The sequence below is a fragment of the Lysinibacillus sp. NPDC047702 genome (assembly GCF_050272555.1).
Taxonomy (GTDB): Bacteria; Bacillota; Bacilli; order Bacillales_A; family Planococcaceae; genus Lysinibacillus.
Genome location: NZ_JBNNMG010000003.1, coordinates 101993 through 120363, shown reverse-complemented (window position 1 = coordinate 120363; position 18371 = coordinate 101993). Strand labels below are relative to the sequence as shown.

Below are 18371 nucleotides of genomic sequence, written 5' to 3'. Positions count from 1 at the left end.
TCATGTAAAGGAGTTGTCTCAATTGGCAGCGCAAACATCAGCACATAATGTATATAAACAAAATAGTGTCACTACGGCATCACCAGGTGAGTTAACGCTTATGCTCTATAATGGCTGTCTTAAATTTTTGCATAAGGCAAAAGAGGCTATTGTTGAGAAAAACATCGTCGATAAAAACAAAAATCTTCAAAAAGCCCAAGCCATTATAAATGAATTCATGTTAACTTTAAATATGGACATTGAGGTTTCAAAAAATATGTTAGCATTATATGAATATATGAATAGACGTTTAATAGAAGCAAATGTAAAAAGCGATATTGCGATTATTGAAGAAGTGGAAGGCTTAGTCACTGAATTTCGTGATACTTGGAAGGAAGTACTTCGTATAAATCGACAACAACAATATGGGAATGCTAATCAAATATGATGGGTCCTATTGAAAAATTACTTGCGACATCAGCGCAACTTTATGAACACTTGAATGAAATAGCTGAAGGTGAGGAACGTGATACTTATATCGTAAAGATAGAAAACTTGCTCGATAAGCGGGGGCAACTCCTTGATGAGGTTTTGGCTTCTAGTAATGTAACACTTGAAGGTCATCAGTTAACACCACATCTAATTGAATTAGATCAAGGCATTCAAAGTAGACTTGAAAAGGTAATGATTGCTATCAAAATAGATATGAAGAACTTACAGCAATCAAAGAAGTCTGAACAACAATATTTAAACCCTTATAGTAATGTACGTGTTATGGATGGTATGTACTATGATGGTAAAAAATAGTATATATTTATTGTTCTTGTATAACTTAAGTGTAGGCAATGCTTGTATTTCACGGTACTAAAAAAATTAATAATATGAATTTTTATGATTTGTCAACAATATGGAGACCATCACCAATTGATGGTCTCCTTTATTATGAGAAAAGACCGAAACTAGAACACGTTTATGAAAAAACCTATATTTTTAAAGCGTTTTAAAGGTAGGAATAGACATAAGCCTATATGGTCATTATTTAGTTCATAAAACGGTAAAATATGTTACTTATTCCCTCTGGATGTAAATCGTGCATTCGTGTCATAATCAAGCTAAATAAATGTTTGGAAAAGTATTGGGGTGGGAAAATGATATTTAAGCGTCAAGAAGGCTTTCGATTTAAATTCGAAGAACCGATTACAATGACTTTTGCTATATATGAGGATGGCAGGGTCAATCAAGAGCAAACAGCCATGGCTGAGTTGCTTGATATTAGTCCACGTGGTTTAAAAATGTTTACTGAGGTGGATTTAGGCGTTAATCCTCCTCCTTTGGATCTCCGTTTTGTGCTTGATACTAGAGAGGTACGGGCTTATGGAGAAATCATTTGGAGTCGTCCTTTTGGAAATGGCAAGCAATATGGTGTGTTTTTCAATAATCAAGGGGCTGTTGAGGATTTGATTGTCGAAGAATTAAAATTGCGTCGAAAAAAAGAAGCGGCTGAGGCAAAAATTAAAAATAATTCGTAAATTTTTTGTGAAAAAAAGAATTAATTTAGAGGAATTCCACACACTTGTGTAGAATTAGATAGTATAGCAGTTATAAAGGAGGAGTTTACATGTTAAACTTTAACATTCGTGGTGAAAATATTGAGGTAACTCCAGCTATTCGAGAGTATGTAGAGAATAAAATCGACAAAGTTGAACGTTATTTTAACGAAGATGTTAACGCCAACGCTAACGTAAATTTAAAGGTTTATAATGACAAACAGACTAAAGTGGAAGTTACTATTCCAATGAAAAATTTAACTCTTCGTGCAGAAGAGCGTCATAATGATATGTATGCTGCGGTTGATTTAATCGTTGATAAATTAGAACGTCAGATTCGTAAGCATAAAACAAAGGTAAACCGTAAATTCCGTGAGCGCGAGGGTGCAGGCCTTTATTTTGCTACTTCACAAGCAACTGTAGATGCAGTACCTGAGGAAGAAGAATACTCAATTGTTCGTACAAAGCAATTTGATTTAAAACCAATGGATCAAGAAGAAGCTGTACTACAAATGAATATGCTAGGTCATGATTTCTATGTCTTTACAGATGCTGAATCCAATGGTACGAATATTGTCTATAAACGCAAGGATGGTAAATACGGCTTAATCGAAACAACTTAACTTCACAGGCATAGAGGCTCTCGCTATAGCGGGAGCTTTTTTTAGTCTATAATTCCAATAACAGCCTTACTGACTAGGGAGACTGTTTGCATGAAACTGTTACGCAATGGTAAAATGAAATTTGAGACTATATAGGAAGTGAAAAAATTCATGGCAAACCTATTAAATAAATTATTTGATTTCAATAAACGTGAGTTAAAAAAATTAGAAAAAATCGCTGACCAGGTAGAGAGCTTTGCTTCTCAAATGGAGCAGCTTTCAGATGATCAATTACAAGCAAAAACAGAAGAATTTAAAAAACGCTTTGCCGACGGAGAGAATTTAGATTCGATTCGAGCGGAAGCTTTTGCAGTTTGTCGTGAAGCATCGAAGCGTGTATTAGAGATGTACCCATTCCGCGTTCAAATTATGGGTGCCTCTGCACTCGATGAAGGGAATATTGCAGAAATGAAAACAGGTGAGGGGAAAACATTAACGGCTACAATGGCTGTTTATTTGAATGCCCTTACTGGAAAAGGAGTACATGTTGTCACAGTCAATGAATATTTAGCAAGTCGTGATGCTGCAGAAATGGGGGAGCTTTATAACTTCTTAGGCTTAACGGTTGGTTTAAACTTGAACAGCCTATCAAAAGAAGAGAAACGTGCGGCCTATGAAGCGGATATTACGTATGGTACGAACAATGAGCTGGGCTTTGACTATTTACGTGATAATATGGTGCTTTATAAAGAGGAGCGTGTACAGCGTCCACTTCATTATGCGGTTATCGATGAGGTAGACTCGATTTTAATCGACGAAGCGCGTACACCATTGATTATTTCAGGTCAGGCTGGGAAATCAGCACAGCTTTATAAACAGTCTAATGCGTTTGTTCGTATGTTAAATGCGGAAACAGATTACACATATGAGGAATCGACAAAAGGCGTTACGTTAACAGATGCTGGTGTAGAAAAAGCAGAGAAAGCATTTGGTGTTGACAATTTATTTGATTTAACACATGTTCGCTTAAACCATGCTATTAATCAATCGTTAAAAGCACATGTAAGTATGCATAATGATGTGGACTATGTTGTACAGGAAGGCGAAATTATCATTGTTGATGGCTTTACAGGTCGTTTAATGAAAGGTCGCCGCTATTCAGATGGACTACACCAAGCCATTGAGGCCAAAGAAGGCGTAGAAATTCAAAATGAGTCAATGACAATGGCGACAATCACCTTCCAAAACTACTTCCGTATGTACCAAAAGCTTGCTGGGATGACTGGTACAGCGAAAACAGAGGAAGAGGAATTCCGTAATATTTACAATATGAGTGTTATAGCTATTCCTACGAATAAGCCAATTGCTCGTGATGACCGTCCAGACTTAATTTTTGCTTCAATGGAAGGGAAATATAAAGCGGTAGCTGCAGATATTGCAGAGCGTCATAGAGCTGGACAACCTGTTCTAGTTGGTACAGTTGCGATTGAAACATCTGAAATTATTTCAAATTTATTAGATAAACATAAAATTCCTCATAATGTTTTGAATGCGAAAAACCATGAACGTGAAGCAGAAATTATTGCGAATGCTGGTACGAAGGGTGCAGTGACAATCGCAACGAATATGGCTGGTCGTGGTACTGATATTAAACCAGGGGAAGGTGTAATGGAGCTTGGCGGTTTAGCCGTTATAGGTACAGAGCGTCACGAATCTCGTCGTATCGATAATCAGCTACGTGGTCGTTCTGGTCGTCAGGGGAATCCAGGGGTTACACAATTTTATCTGTCACTAGAAGATGAACTGATGCGTCGTTTCGGCTCTGATAATATGAAATCCATGATGATGCGACTTGGTATGGATGATTCACAGCCGCTGCAATCCAAGGTTGTGTCGAAGGCAGTCGAATCAGCTCAAAAACGTGTAGAAGGCAATAACTTTGACGCACGTAAACGTTTATTACAATATGATGATGTATTACGCCAACAGCGTGAGATTATTTATAAAGAGCGTTATGATGTACTCGAAACAGAAAATATGCGTGTGCTTGTTGAGTCTATGATTCAAGAGACAATTGACAATGTGGTGGGCATGTTTACGCAAGGCGAGCAAAAAGATTGGAATTTAAAAGCTATTGAAGATTTTGTTGCTGCGAACCTGCTTGATGAAGGCGGGCTTAAGGTGGAAGATTTTCAAGGTAAAGCTGCAGAGGATATTAATCAGATGATTTCAGATGCAGTACATGTGCGTTATGATGAAAAAGAGACAAATCTTACACCAGAGCGAATGCGTGAATTTGAAAAAGTTATTTTATTACGTTCAATTGATACAAAGTGGATTGATCATATTGATGCAATGGATCAGCTGCGCCAAGGTATTCATCTTCGCGCATATGGTCAAAACGACCCCCTTCGTGAGTATCAACAAGAAGGCTTTGCTATGTTTGAGGATATGGTTGCTTCGATCCGAGAAGATGTAGCAAAATATGCGATGAAGGCAGAAATCCACAATAATTTAGAGCGTGAAGAAGTTGCCAAAGGTCAAGCTGTTAATCCGAAAGAGGATGGCGGTTCTGCTCCTAAAAAGCAACCGGTGCGTAAGGCTGAAAATATTGGACGTAATGATTTATGTCCATGCGGAAGTGGTAAGAAATTTAAAAACTGCCATGGTGCAGCTCAATAATAACTGAAAAAAGATCATTTTAGCCTCGTGTTAAAATGATCTTTTTCTATATTTAAAAATAGCTAATGAAGGAAAATAAGTAGAAAAAAGTCAGAATTTATAGACAATTGAAATATATGAGTATACAATAGCTGTAAATCAATAGGGATTTAGTTCAACAAAAAAATACTTTTTATCTCCTAATTCTATATTTTATAAGTAAAAGTAACTGTTTGGATAATAAAATAGATGTATTAAGTGCTAGCAGGAATATTAACAGAGGAAACTTATTCCCTCGTCATTGATTAGTTTGAACAAGCTTTCTTTGAAGAAAAGGGGGTGGTGTATGTGTGGATAAAAAAATCCTCGAGTAAACAGTCTGGGGGACCGTCTCGAGGATATACATTGGGGTATACCAATATATATTTAGTATATTCCCTTTTACTGCTGAATATAAACATAAATTTCATAAGGGGGAATATCGATGCATAAAGAGAACATTATGAGAAGTGAAACGATGCTGTATATGCCTGTGTATGATGCCTTTGGAAACTTGTGTACACGTGTAATAGAAAGGGATAATCAATTTATATCGAAATTACCGCCAACAAAATTGATGGACTTTAATTTACGTTATTTTGGCTCTAGTTTAAGGGGAGCTTTTGATGGCTCCAAAATGATACTTGGCAAGCTCAATAAGAATCCTATAATTGTTCATGAGCAAAGTAATAATGTTTGGTTTCCAAGTAGATCATATCGACGACCAGAATGTATGTGGTTTGCTGTACATCATATAGAGGATTATCAAGCTATAGATAAAAAGAACACAAAAGTATTTTTTATGGATGGTAATGAATTCGATGTAGATATTAGTGTGAATGTATTTGAATATCGAATTCAAAGAGCCTTTTTATTAAAATATAAACTGGAGAATCGTACTAAGCACCTACATGTTCAATATGATCGAGTAAAAGTCTTTCAACGTATGCCAACATTCAATACCTTGTATGAGAATGAAGTTCAATTTGAATAAACTGTTAGGCATCATGCTGATATTTTAAAAAAGTATGTTTTCTGACGTAAAAACGTTATAATAATAAAATACGGGGCTAAAGCTATTGGTATTTCTAATACATTTTTCAAGGATAGCCTCATTAATTATGTCCGGAGGATTTAACAATGATTGAATTAGCAGATGTACGTAATGCATTAGACACTTCAGCCAAAAAACTGGCGGATTTCAGGGGGTCTCTTTGACTTAGAAAATAAAGAGGCGCGTATTCAGGAATTAGATGAAATGATGCTAGAGCCAGGCTTCTGGGATGACCAACAAGCTGCGCAAGTTGTCATTAATGAAGGAAATGGCCTAAAAGCAATTGTCAATGAATATAAAGATTTAATAGAAACACATGAGAATTTAGATATGACACTAGAGCTTTTACGTGAAGAGCCGGACGAAGAATTGCAAGAGGAACTAGGGAAAGAACTAGTAGAATTTCAGCAAAAAATAAGTGATTTTGAGCTACAACTGTTATTAAGTGGCCCATATGACCAAAATAATGCAATTTTGGAGCTTCATCCAGGAGCAGGTGGTACAGAGTCTCAAGACTGGGGATCTATGCTTCTTCGTATGTATACACGCTGGGCAGAAAAACGTGGTTTTAAAGTTGAAACAGTGGATTATTTACCAGGTGATGAGGCAGGCATTAAATCAGTAACATTGTCCATTAAAGGTCACAATGCTTACGGATATTTACAGGCTGAAAAAGGAGTTCATCGTCTAGTGCGTATCTCTCCATTTGATTCTTCAGGTCGTCGCCATACATCTTTTGTATCTTGCGATGTCATGCCTGAATTCGATGACAATATCGAAATTGATATTCGTACAGAGGATTTAAAGATTGATACGTATCGTGCAACAGGTGCAGGTGGTCAGCATATTAATACAACAGACTCAGCTGTCCGCATTACTCACATCCCGACCGGTACCATTGTACAATGTCAGGCTGAACGCTCACAAATTAAAAACCGTGAAAAAGCGATGACAATGTTGAAAGGTAAATTATATCAATTAGAGCTGGATAAACAACAGTCACAGTTAAATGAAATTCGTGGTGAGCAGAAAGAAATCGGCTGGGGCTCACAAATTCGCTCATATGTATTCCATCCATATTCAATGGTGAAGGATCATCGTACAAATGAAGAAACAGGTAATGTAGGAGCAGTGATGGATGGCGATTTAGATCCATTCATTAATGCATACTTACGTTCAAAAATTGGCTAATAAGATCCCTTCAAGGGCACAGAAACTTTGTGCACCTGAAGGGAATTTTTTTATTCAATTTTAGAAAGGTGGATGATAGGGGGCATCATGACTAATGCTCTTTCGTTCATTCATGTAATACTTATAGAGCATTGATGCATTGACAAATTGTTTACTGATAGATGCATATTGAATAGGTAATTCTATTTGCTTATCGTTTTTTAGCGTGATAATACAGCCTAATTTACTCGGTATAATATTCGAAATGGCGTGAAGTCCAATCCAAATATTATGAATGGAGTTCGGAGAATAAGTTGGTAAAAAGATACATGGGAAACCATAATCAAAAGCTACTACGATTGGTAGTTTATGCTGATTGCCAAAAAAGCGTTTAGCGGAATATTTCGCAGCTTCATAGGTTGTTCCAAGTGAGATACAAGTTTTTCGTAGTACGTGCATAGGTTTACGAGTAACGATTAGCTCATTATGTTTGTCAATAACCCGTGTGAAGATTTTTGACCCATGTTGGACAGGTTCAAGTAAATAGGTGTTGAAAGACATTAAATATCCATTGACATAGTTTGTTTGCATAAATGGAGTTCCTCCTTTTTTCTATTGATAGCTGTAGTGTAGAGGATAAAATAAATTATTGACAATATAGATTAATCGTGAAACCTATTGATAAATGAAGAAAACGTGTAGAGAGTTTACTTTAAATGAACAGAGATTAGTGGCTAATCCAAGTTATTTTCAGTTCTTAAGCATTGCTTTTTAATTTCAATTTTCATATAATTTAGAAAAGGATCGAGGTGAGATCGTTGGATAAATATTATTCGTATACAGATTTTCTAAAAGCCGTTGGTCAGTCAAAGAAAGTTGATGAGGCAGAGAAATTATTGAACGAGATTTATTTAGATTTATTTTTAAATCAAATCCAGCGTATGCATCGTGAAGAGCAGCTCATGGTTCTGGTAGATAGAGCACTCGATGAAAAAGATGAAAAGGCATTTCATCTATACGCACATGAACTAACAGTATTACGCCAAGCAGCAAGTGAATAATATGACGAGCCCGCTCTCCCGAAAATTGGAGGGCGGGATTTTTTTGTGTACAAATTAGTAAAAGAATTAACTGGTAAAGTTGCTCGGAAAAAGGGGGGGATTTGCTCGATTAGTGACGGGAATCGCTCAATAAGAGTGGAATCTCCTTAATTGATGGGAGTCACTCAAAAAGAGTAGAGTGAGAAGAGTTGCTCAAAAGCGTAAATACTACTCAACAACGGGGAGGAACCACTAAGAAACATGTTCTCTGCTCAATATTTAAGAAAACTAGGCATTAAAAGGAATCCGTTCAGCTGAAGAGCTTGAAAACTGGATGAAGCGGCTATTATAGGAGTAGAAAGGTGCTCCACAATATACTTGAATGATAAATAATTATACTGTCATATTAGCGAAAGAGAAAACAATTTACAAACATTCGTTCGTTAAATGTTCGAAATTTTAGTGCTGCTATGCTAAAATAAATGTACAAATTGGAAGGAAAGGACGGGGGCGTGTGTGCAAGCATTTGATTTACAAGCGCCATATCAGCCTAATGGGGATCAACCACAGGCAATTGCAGAATTAGTGGAGGGTGTACGTGCAGGTAAACGTCATCAAACATTACTTGGTGCAACAGGAACAGGAAAAACGTTTACCATCTCTAACGTTATCCAGCAGATCAAAAAACCAACACTGATTATGGCACACAATAAAACACTAGCTGGTCAATTGTATAGTGAATTTAAAGAGTTTTTCCCGAATAATGCTGTGGAATACTTTGTCAGCTACTATGATTACTTTCAGCCAGAGGCCTATGTACCACAGACAGATACTTATATTGAAAAAGATTCAAGCATAAATGATGAAATCGATAAATTACGTCACTCTGCCACATCTGCATTATTTGAGCGTGATGATGTTATTATTATTGCTTCTGTATCCTGTATTTATGGTTTAGGTTCTCCAGAGGAATATCGTGAAATGGTTGTATCAATTCGTACAGGAATGGAAATTGAACGTAATCAGCTGCTACGAAAACTGGTAGATGTTCAGTATGAGCGCAATGATGTCAGCTTTACTCGCGGAACGTTCCGAGTACGTGGGGATGTGGTGGAAATATTCCCAGCATCCCGAGATGAACATTGTATTCGCATAGAGTTTTTCGGAGATGAAATAGACCGCATTCGAGAAGTAGATGCGTTAACAGGTGAGATTTTATCAGATCGAGATCATGTCGCTATTTTCCCAGCATCCCACTTCGTTACACGAGAAGAAAAAATGCGAAAAGCCATTGAAAATATTGAAAAAGAGTTGGAGGAACGACTTGCTCTTTTACGTGCTGAGGATAAATTATTAGAGGCTCAGCGTTTAGAGCAACGCACTCGCTATGATTTAGAAATGATGCGTGAGATGGGCTTTTGCTCAGGGATTGAAAACTATTCGCGTCATTTAACATTACGTGAAGCGGGAGCGACTCCTTATACTTTGCTTGATTATTTCCCTGATGACTTTTTACTGGTAGTTGATGAAAGTCACGTTTCACTGCCGCAAGTTCGAGGAATGTTCAATGGTGACCAGGCACGTAAAGGTGTACTAGTCGATCATGGTTTCCGTTTACCGTCAGCTCTTGATAACCGCCCTTTACGTTTTGAAGAATATGAGAAACATATACATCAGGCTATTTATGTATCGGCAACACCTGGTCCATATGAGCTTGAGCATACGCCGGAAATGGTGCAGCAAATTATTCGTCCAACTGGGCTGCTTGATCCACAAATTGACGTACGTCCTATTGAAGGGCAAATTGATGATTTAATCGATGAGATTCAGGGGCGTATTGCTCGTGATGAACGAGTGCTCGTTACAACGTTGACGAAAAAAATGTCAGAGGATTTATCAGCTTATTTGAAAGAAATGGGCTTAAAGGTGGAATATCTGCATTCTGAGATTAAAACACTCGAACGTATTGAAATTATTCGTGAGCTTCGTAAAGGGACTTATGATGTGTTAATTGGCATTAACCTTTTGAGAGAGGGGCTAGATATTCCTGAGGTGTCACTTGTGGCAATTCTAGATGCTGACAAGGAAGGGTTTTTACGCTCGGAACGCTCATTAATTCAAACTATTGGACGTGCTGCACGTAATGCCAATGGTCATGTCATTATGTATGCAGACAATAGAACGGATTCCATGAAAAAGGCCATTGAGGAAACGAAACGTCGTCGTTTATTACAAATGGCGTATAACGAAGAACATGGTATTACACCAAAAACGATTGTTAAGAAAATCCCTGATGTGATACGTGCGTCACAGGTTGCTGAGGAAGAGGAATCCTATGTAACAAAGGCAACAAAAGGCAAAAAGCTGACAAAGGTGGAGAAGGAGCAATTATTAGCTTCACTAGAAGTAGAAATGAAGGAAGCGGCAAAAGCACTGGATTTCGAGCGTGCTGCTGAGCTTCGCGATACAATATTTGAATTGAAGGCAGAAGGGTGAATGACTTGTGAAAAATACTGAAATCGTCGTGCAAGGCGCACGAGCACATAATTTAAAAAATATTAATGTGACAATTCCACGAGATCAATTAGTTGTATTAACAGGTTTATCAGGCTCAGGGAAATCGTCATTAGCATTTGATACGATTTATGCTGAGGGGCAACGTCGTTATGTAGAGTCTCTTTCTGCCTATGCTCGTCAATTTCTCGGTCAAATGGACAAACCAGATGTTGATGCGATAGAGGGCTTATCCCCTGCTATTTCGATTGATCAAAAAACAACGAGCCGTAACCCGCGTTCAACAGTGGGTACGGTAACAGAAATCTATGATTATTTACGTTTACTGTATGCACGTATTGGCAAGCCTATTTGTCCAAATCATGGCATTGAAATTACTTCCCAAACGATTGAGCAAATGGTCGATCGCTTATTAACGTATCCAGAACGAACAAAGATGCAGCTTCTCGCGCCAATGGTATCTGGACGTAAAGGGACACATGTAAAGCTATTGGAAGATTTAAAAAAGCAAGGCTTTGTGCGTGTCCGTATTGATGGCGAATTACGAGATTTAGATGATGCCATTGAACTTGATAAAAACAAGAAGCACTCCATTGAAGTCGTAGTCGATCGTGTTGTGATGAAGGAAGGTATTGCAGCTCGTCTTAGTGATTCCTTAGAAACAGCGTTACGCTTAGCAGATGGACGTGTTCTTGTCGATGTCATGGAGCATGAGGAGCTATTATTTAGTGAGCATCATGCCTGCCCATTATGTGGATTTTCTATTGGGGAGCTAGAGCCACGCATGTTTTCATTTAATAGTCCTTTTGGTGCCTGTCCAAGCTGTGATGGACTAGGTTCAACACAAGAAGTCGATTTAGATTTAGTAGTACCAGATTGGGATCGTACATTATTAGGAAATGCTATAGCTCCGTGGGAACCAACAAGCTCCCAATATTATCCACAGCTACTAAAGGCAGTATGTGATCACTATGAAATACCGATGGATGTTCCTGTAAAGGATATTCCAAAAGAAAAAATGGATAAAATTTTATACGGTTCTGGTAAAGATAAAATTCATTTTCATTATGAAAATGAGTTTGGTAATGTCAGAGATCAAATGATTGAATTCGAGGGCGTTGTACGCAATGTGGAACGTCGCTTTAAAGAGACAACGTCTGATTATGTCCGTGAGCAGATGGAGAAATATATGGCTCAGCAAGCTTGTCCTTCTTGTAAAGGCTATCGCTTAAAACCAGAAACATTAGCTGTGAAAATTGCTGATCAGCATATTGGAGAAGTGACGCAGTATTCCATTCAGGAGGCAAATGCATTTTTCAAAGAGCTGGATTTATCAGAAAAGGATATGAAAATTGCTCGACTTGTCTTACGTGAAATTGGAGAACGTCTCGGCTTTCTTGTAAACGTCGGTTTAGATTATTTAACATTAAGCCGAGCGGCAGGTACACTTTCAGGAGGAGAAGCTCAACGTATTCGCCTTGCAACGCAAATCGGCTCGCGCTTAACAGGTGTTCTCTATATTTTAGATGAACCATCCATCGGCTTGCATCAACGAGACAATGATCGTCTTATTAATACATTGCAAAATATGCGTGATATTGGTAACACGCTTATTGTAGTCGAACATGATGAGGACACAATGCTAGCAGCAGACTACCTTATTGATGTTGGGCCTGGTGCGGGAGTTCATGGAGGTCAAATTGTGGCGGCAGGAACGCCACAGGAAGTCATGGGTAATGAGAAATCTTTGACAGGGCAATACTTAAGTGGCAAAAAGTTCATTCCTTTGCCAATTGAGCGACGTCAGCCAAATGGTCGTAAACTATCCATTAAAGGTGCCAAGGAAAATAATCTACGTAATGTGAAAATCGATATACCTCTTGGTCTATTTGTAGCAGTGACAGGGGTTTCAGGCTCAGGAAAATCTACGCTAATAAACGAAATTTTATATAAATCATTGGCCCAAAAGCTAAATCGATCAAAGGTTAAGCCTGGAGAGCATAAAGAAGTGACAGGGATGGAGGAGCTTGAAAAAGTTATTGATATTGACCAATCTCCAATCGGTCGTACACCTCGTTCTAACCCTGCAACTTATACAGGAGTTTTTGATGATATTCGTGATGTTTTTGCTACAACAAATGAGGCAAAGGTACGTGGTTATAAAAAAGGACGTTTTAGCTTTAATGTTAAAGGTGGCCGCTGTGAGGCATGTCGCGGTGACGGGATTATTAAAATAGAAATGCATTTCCTACCAGATGTTTACGTACCTTGTGAGATCTGTCACGGTAAACGCTACAATCGTGAAACATTGGAAGTGAAGTATAAAGATAAAAGTATTGCAGATATTTTAGATATGACCATTGAAAATGCAGTAGTATTCTTTGAAAATATTCCAAAGATCCAACGTAAGCTACAAACAATTGTGGATGTTGGATTAGGCTATATGAAATTAGGACAGCCTGCTACTACCTTGTCTGGCGGTGAGGCACAGCGTGTGAAATTAGCCTCTGAATTGCATCGTCGTTCTACAGGAAAATCGTTCTACATTTTAGACGAGCCGACAACGGGCTTACATGCGCATGATATTGCACGTTTACTTGTTGTTTTACAGCGCCTTGTAGAAAATGGCGATTCAGTGCTAGTCATCGAACATAATTTAGATGTCATCAAAACAGCAGACTACATTATCGATCTAGGGCCTGAAGGTGGAGACAAAGGCGGTACGATTGTGGCGACAGGTACACCAGAAGAAGTCGCTGAAGTCAGTGGCTCGTATACAGGTAAATATTTAAAGCCAATATTAACAAGAGATCGTCTACGTATGGAAGCTGTTTTAGCCAAAGCTTCTCAATAAAGTCCCAAAAAGTTCGCAAATTTCCTAAGGAGATTTGCGAACTTTTTTAAGATAAAGGGCATACTGCGAAGGCGGATGTCGATAAAAATTAAAAGTTGGGTGATAAAACGTGAAAGTTAGTCGATAAACTTCAAAAGTTGGGTGATAAAAAGTAAAAGTTTATCGATAAACTTTAAAAGTTGGATGACATTCTATTCAAACGTATGTCATGTGAATAAATTGATTGGAGTGGAGGCTGGACGCCTCCAGGAAAGCGCCCAGCCGGAACGGAAATCAACCACACGTTATGGTGATGAGCCTAAAATAAGATATATCCCCAATTTTTTCATTTCTATGGTGAAACTTTTCACAAAATGAATCGTATAAATAATATAACGAACTGAGGGAGGCTATTTTATTTATGCAAAATGAACGTCAAAGAATTTTAGAACTTGTGGAAAAAGGAACAATTTCAGCGCAAGAGGCGATTACATTATTAGAAGCATTGGAGCAACCTAGCAAGTCTACTCAAAATGTTATGAATGATGTGTCAAAAGAGGGGGAGCAATCCTCAACAGAAAAAGAGTCACTTTTCAATGAACAAACTAAAGAACAGCAGAAAAAAGATACTGATTTTATGAAATATTTCCAAGATGAGATGCAGGATTTCCGTAAAGATTTGACGCAGATAGGCTCACTCTTTATGGATATGATGAATACAGCTGTAAAAAAAGTAAAGGAATTTGATGTTTCTTCCCCGTTTGGCGATAAAATAGAATTTACGCATACGGAAGAAGTGACAGCTGAGCATGTGGACAGTGTAATTGCTGAATTACCAAATGGCAATTTTTCTTTGGAATCTACTGAAGGGGACAGCTTCCAAGTCATTTGTAAGGTGAAGGCACCACTTATTAATGATAGTGAAGAAGAAACACGTAACCATTTCTTAGAGCAATTCGTAGTAAAAGAAGATGAAGGTTCGTTAAGAATTTTAAGTCAATTAAAGCTTGTTCAAGTGAATGTTAAAGTCCTTGTACCGAAGGAGCAGTTGGAAAAATTATCAGTTCGTTTAATGAACGGTAGTGTATCTTTACAAGATATAGGCTTCGAACATTTAAAAGTGAAAACATTAAACGGTGCCATTAAGGGCTCTAAGTTTAATTTTGAGAAAGCTAAGGTAGATTCTTCGAATGGATCGATTGAATTAACGAATGTTCGTGGTAAAGATTTAGAGGCTGAAACATTAAATGGTCGTGTCTATTTAGATGGGGCATTGGATGAGATTGAAGCAAAATCGGTCAATGGACATGTAGTTGTAACAACTTGCTCTACAAACTCATCGAAAATCAAAGCACAAACAGTTGCAGGTTCGGTTGAATTGTATATACCACGTACCATTTCATTAAGCGGCAAAATTGTCACAAATTTTGGGAAAGTAGATGTAGGCATTCAAGATGCATCAAAGATTGAATCACAGGATCAATTCTTATCAAAAGTCGTACGATTTGATAAAGAAGTAGAGAATGCGAATCGTCTCTTTATCGAAGGAGAATCTAAAACAGGTTCGGTTTTAGTTCGTTATACAACAACTGACGAGCAGCAGATTTAAGCTCAAAAAAGCATTCAAGTCATGCATAAACGTAGGCTTGAATGCTTTTTTTTTGTTCTATTTTCTGATAATTGAAGGTCGATTTACTGTTTTCTTTGATGTCGAGTTTTATAATAATTACGAGATAACAATGGTAATGAAAGAACGAAATAGTAGGAACTGGCACGGAATGAAATGAAACTGTAATAAAAAAACAGGAATAGAGTGCTATAATAGTATGAGAATACATCTTACATAGGTAAGAGATTTAGGTGGTTTAAATATGATAGAAATGAAGAATGTGACAAAGAAGTACCCAAACGGCGTTGTTGCGACAAATGGGATTTCTGTTAACATAAAGCAAGGAGAATTTGTATATGTTGTTGGGCCAAGTGGTGCTGGTAAATCAACATTTATTAAATTAATGTATCGTGAAGAAAAGGCAACTTCCGGTGAAATCACAGTGAATGGTATAGATTTAGCGAGTTTGAAAAATAAGAAGGTACCTTTTTTACGTCGTCAACTTGGTGTTGTTTTCCAAGATTTCAAGCTTCTACCTCGATTAAATGTTTATGAAAACGTTGCGTTTGCTTTGGAGGTAATTGAAGAAGAGCCAGTAGAAATTCGCCGTCGAGTGATGGAAGTATTGGAACTTGTCGGGCTAAAACATAAGGCAAGAATGTTTCCAAATGAACTATCAGGGGGCGAGCAGCAACGTGTTTCAATTGCACGCTCAATTGTCAATGTTCCGAAGGTTGTGATTGCAGATGAGCCTACTGGGAATCTTGATCCTGAAACATCATGGGAGATTATGAATTTATTTGAGGAAATTAATGCGCGAGGTACGACAATTGTAATGGCAACCCATAACCGTGAAATCGTGAATACGATTAGACGTCGAGTGATAGCGATTGAAGGCGGCATGATTGTCCGTGATGAGCACGGAGGTGATTACGGTTATGAAATTTAATACGGTAAAACGTCATTTTAGAGAAAGTATTAAGTCGCTTGGCCGTAATAGCTGGATGACCATTGCCTCAGTGAGTGCAGTAACAGTTACATTAATTTTAGTAGGCGTTTTTGCGCTTATTATGATGAATTTAAATAAAGTCGCATCTGATTTAGAGAATGATGTTGAAATTAAAGTATTGATTGATGAAACGGCAGATGAGGCTGCTGAAAAGGCGCTAATAGAAAAAATTAAAAAATTGCCAGATATTGCTGAAATGACCTATTCCACAAAGGAAGAAGAGTTAACCAAATTAGTAAAGGATTTTGGGGACGATTTTAAACTATTTGAGCAAAGCAATCCTTTACGAAATGTTGTTTATGTGAAAGCTTCAAATCCTCAGCAAACAGCTACTGTTGCAAAGAAGATTGATAAATTTGAGTATACATATGATGTTATGTATGGAGAGGGCAAGGTAGAAAAGCTTTTCAACTTCTTAAATATTAGCCGTAATGTTGGACTAGTGCTGATCTTAGGATTATTATTTACAGCTATTTTCTTAATTTCTAATACGATTCGTATTACTATTATAGCCCGTCGTGATGAAATAGAAATTATGAAGCTAGTAGGTGCAACGAATTCATTCGTTCGTATCCCATTTTTACTGGAAGGAATGTGGCTCGGAATTTTAGGCTCTATTATTCCGATTGCGGTTGTCGCAACCCTTTATCACAATGTATATAAAATTATAGCGCCTCGATTAAAGGGCGAACTAGTGCAAGTACTTGATTTTTCACCTCTAGTGTACCAAGTAAGCGGTCTACTATTACTAATAGGTGTACTAATCGGTATTTGGGGAAGTTTCATGTCAGTGCGTAAGTTTTTAAAAATTTAACTAGATGTTTGTAAAGCAGCTTTTATAGCTCAAACGACATCAATCTACATTACAAAAAAATAGTCGAAGGGGAGTTCAGTCGGTGAAAAGTAAGGCAAAAAACTCAATGAAAACACTTGCGGTAGTATCTGCACTATTTCTTTTTATCCAAACTCCATCAGCGTATGCAACTAGTTTATCGGATTTAAAAGATGAAAAAAAACAAGTCGAAACAAAGAAAAATGAATTAAATTCATCCATTAAAAATAAGACAAATGCAATCACTGCAAATGAAGACAAGCAACAAAAACTATTAGATCAAATTCAAACGTTGAACGCTGAAATCGACAAAACCAATAGTAATATCAAAAATGTTCTTGCAGAAGTGCACACTGCCAATGAAGAAATAAAAGCGTTAGAGGATTCGATAGCAGAACTTCTGCGCAAAATTGAAGAGCGTGATTTATTGTTGCAGGACCGTGCTCGTGCAATCCAAGCGGGTGGCTCTGTTAGCTATTTAGACGTACTACTAGGTTCTAATAGCTTCGTAGATTTTATCGATCGATTCTCTGCTGTAAATGCTTTAATGGATGCGGATCGTCAAATTATCCGTGATCAGAAAGAGGATAAGCAAACTTTAGAGGAACAAAAGAAGGTGCTAGAAAATAAACGCCAAAAGCTTGAAGAAAAACAAGCTGAACTTGAACGTTTAAAAGCATCCTTAGATGGACAAAAGACAGAGAAAAATAAATTAGTAGATCAATTAGAAAAAGAGCAGGAAAAACTCAAATCTGAAAAAGTATTACTAGAAAAAGAGTATTCAGAAGCACTTGAAATTAGTGAAGAGTTACAACAAAAAATTATTGATGAACAAAATCGTTTAGCGGAAATTGCTCGTCAGCAGGAAGCAAAACGCAAGGCAGCCGCTGCTGCAGCAGCCGCGAATGCAGGTAATCATGGGGGTGGTTCATCTACTGTCAATGCACCACAATCTGATGGTACATGGATTACACCTACAAATGGTCGTTTAACATCACCATATGGCTGGCGTAATATTGGTGCAGGTCCAGAATTCCACTATGGTGTGGATCTTGCCAATAAGACGGGAACACCAATATGGGCAGCAGCTGATGGTGTTGTCTCCTATGCGGCACCACTTAGCACATATGGCAATGTAGTCATTCTTACACACTCTATCGACGGTCAAATTTATACGACAGTATACGCACACTTAAATTCCTTCAATGTAAGCGTGGGTGCAGAGGTCTCTCAAGGTCAGCAAATTGCGACAATGGGCAGCACTGGTCGCGTAACAGGACCACACTTACACTTTGAGGTGCATATTGGTGCTTGGCGTGGACAAGCAGTTGGTAGTGTCAATCCATTGAAATACATTCCACTATAAAAAATAGTGAAGCTATACATTAGCATAGTCTAGTGTATAGCTTTTTTGATGTTCAAATAAAGCAGATGAATGCTTGCTAGATATTATACAAATCGGTTATTTAATGTTACAATTTA

15 protein-coding genes are annotated in these 18371 nt (G+C 37.7%); 14 read left to right on the top strand and 1 reads right to left on the bottom strand.

Features of this window, described 5'->3' with window-relative positions; translation table 11 throughout:
• The first annotated feature begins 22 nt into the window (after window positions 1-22).
• The 7 genes from fliS to prfB all read left to right on the top strand — a co-directional run bounded on the left by fliS (window position 23) and on the right by prfB (window position 7073).
• Complete coding sequence (gene fliS, locus ACQKIM_RS02760; protein ID WP_427538707.1) at window positions 23-427, top strand: flagellar export chaperone FliS; 405 nt, start codon at window positions 23-25, stop codon at window positions 425-427.
• A complete protein-coding gene (locus tag ACQKIM_RS02755) occupies window positions 424-786 on the top strand; it encodes a flagellar protein FliT (RefSeq protein ID WP_427538704.1) in 363 nt (120 codons plus the stop codon). Before fliS ends, ACQKIM_RS02755 begins: the two co-directional genes overlap by 4 nt.
• Window positions 787-1127: 341 nt before the next feature.
• Window positions 1128-1508, top strand: coding sequence for a PilZ domain-containing protein (locus ACQKIM_RS02750; protein WP_427538701.1), 381 nt, complete (start codon window positions 1128-1130; stop codon window positions 1506-1508).
• 89 nt (window positions 1509-1597) lie between these two features.
• Entirely contained in the window at window positions 1598-2149 is a 552-nt protein-coding gene (gene hpf / locus ACQKIM_RS02745; protein ID WP_054770145.1) for a ribosome hibernation-promoting factor, HPF/YfiA family, read from the top strand.
• A gap of 150 nt (window positions 2150-2299) precedes the next feature.
• Window positions 2300-4810 carry a preprotein translocase subunit SecA gene (secA, locus tag ACQKIM_RS02740; RefSeq protein WP_427538697.1) on the top strand — a complete coding sequence of 837 codons (2511 nt, stop codon included), beginning with the start codon at window positions 2300-2302 and terminating at the stop codon, window positions 4808-4810.
• Between the two features lie 463 nt (window positions 4811-5273).
• On the top strand, window positions 5274-5822 hold the full coding sequence (locus ACQKIM_RS02735) for a competence protein ComK (protein WP_427538694.1): 549 nt from the start codon (window positions 5274-5276) through the stop codon (window positions 5820-5822).
• Between the two features lie 146 nt (window positions 5823-5968).
• Window positions 5969-7073, top strand: a protein-coding gene (prfB, locus tag ACQKIM_RS02730; protein ID WP_427538691.1) for a peptide chain release factor 2 whose coding sequence is annotated in 2 segments (ribosomal slippage) — window positions 5969-6043 and window positions 6045-7073 — 1104 coding nt in all. Because the reading frame shifts where the segments join, the coding sequence is not laid out codon by codon here.
• Between the two features lie 60 nt (window positions 7074-7133).
• Here the strand turns inward: prfB and ACQKIM_RS02725 are convergent.
• The gene (locus tag ACQKIM_RS02725) at window positions 7134-7643 is read right to left on the bottom strand and encodes a competence protein ComK (protein ID WP_427538688.1); all 510 of its coding nucleotides are present in this window, start codon (window positions 7641-7643) and stop codon (window positions 7134-7136) included.
• 227 nt (window positions 7644-7870) lie between these two features.
• On the opposite strand from ACQKIM_RS02725, the gene ACQKIM_RS02720 reads away from it, so the two are divergent.
• The 7 genes from ACQKIM_RS02720 to ACQKIM_RS02690 all read left to right on the top strand — a co-directional run bounded on the left by ACQKIM_RS02720 (window position 7871) and on the right by ACQKIM_RS02690 (window position 18255).
• The gene (locus ACQKIM_RS02720) at window positions 7871-8113 is read left to right on the top strand and encodes an IDEAL domain-containing protein (RefSeq protein WP_427538685.1); all 243 of its coding nucleotides are present in this window, start codon (window positions 7871-7873) and stop codon (window positions 8111-8113) included.
• A 495-nt stretch (window positions 8114-8608) separates the two neighbouring features.
• The gene (gene uvrB / locus ACQKIM_RS02715; protein WP_427538682.1) at window positions 8609-10588 is read left to right on the top strand and encodes an excinuclease ABC subunit UvrB; all 1980 of its coding nucleotides are present in this window, start codon (window positions 8609-8611) and stop codon (window positions 10586-10588) included.
• Between the two features lie 7 nt (window positions 10589-10595).
• The gene (uvrA, locus tag ACQKIM_RS02710) at window positions 10596-13460 is read left to right on the top strand and encodes an excinuclease ABC subunit UvrA (protein ID WP_427538679.1); all 2865 of its coding nucleotides are present in this window, start codon (window positions 10596-10598) and stop codon (window positions 13458-13460) included.
• A 400-nt stretch (window positions 13461-13860) separates the two neighbouring features.
• Window positions 13861-15048 carry a DUF4097 family beta strand repeat-containing protein gene (locus ACQKIM_RS02705; RefSeq protein ID WP_427538676.1) on the top strand — a complete coding sequence of 396 codons (1188 nt, stop codon included), beginning with the start codon at window positions 13861-13863 and terminating at the stop codon, window positions 15046-15048.
• Between the two features lie 262 nt (window positions 15049-15310).
• Window positions 15311-15997, top strand: coding sequence for a cell division ATP-binding protein FtsE (gene ftsE / locus ACQKIM_RS02700; protein ID WP_427538673.1), 687 nt, complete (start codon window positions 15311-15313; stop codon window positions 15995-15997).
• On the top strand, window positions 15987-16871 hold the full coding sequence (gene ftsX / locus ACQKIM_RS02695) for a permease-like cell division protein FtsX (RefSeq protein WP_427538670.1): 885 nt from the start codon (window positions 15987-15989) through the stop codon (window positions 16869-16871). The genes ftsE and ftsX overlap by 11 nt, the downstream gene beginning before the upstream one ends.
• Window positions 16872-16953: 82 nt before the next feature.
• A complete protein-coding gene (locus ACQKIM_RS02690; RefSeq protein WP_427538667.1) occupies window positions 16954-18255 on the top strand; it encodes a murein hydrolase activator EnvC family protein in 1302 nt (433 codons plus the stop codon).
• The last annotated feature ends 116 nt before the right edge of the window (window positions 18256-18371 follow it).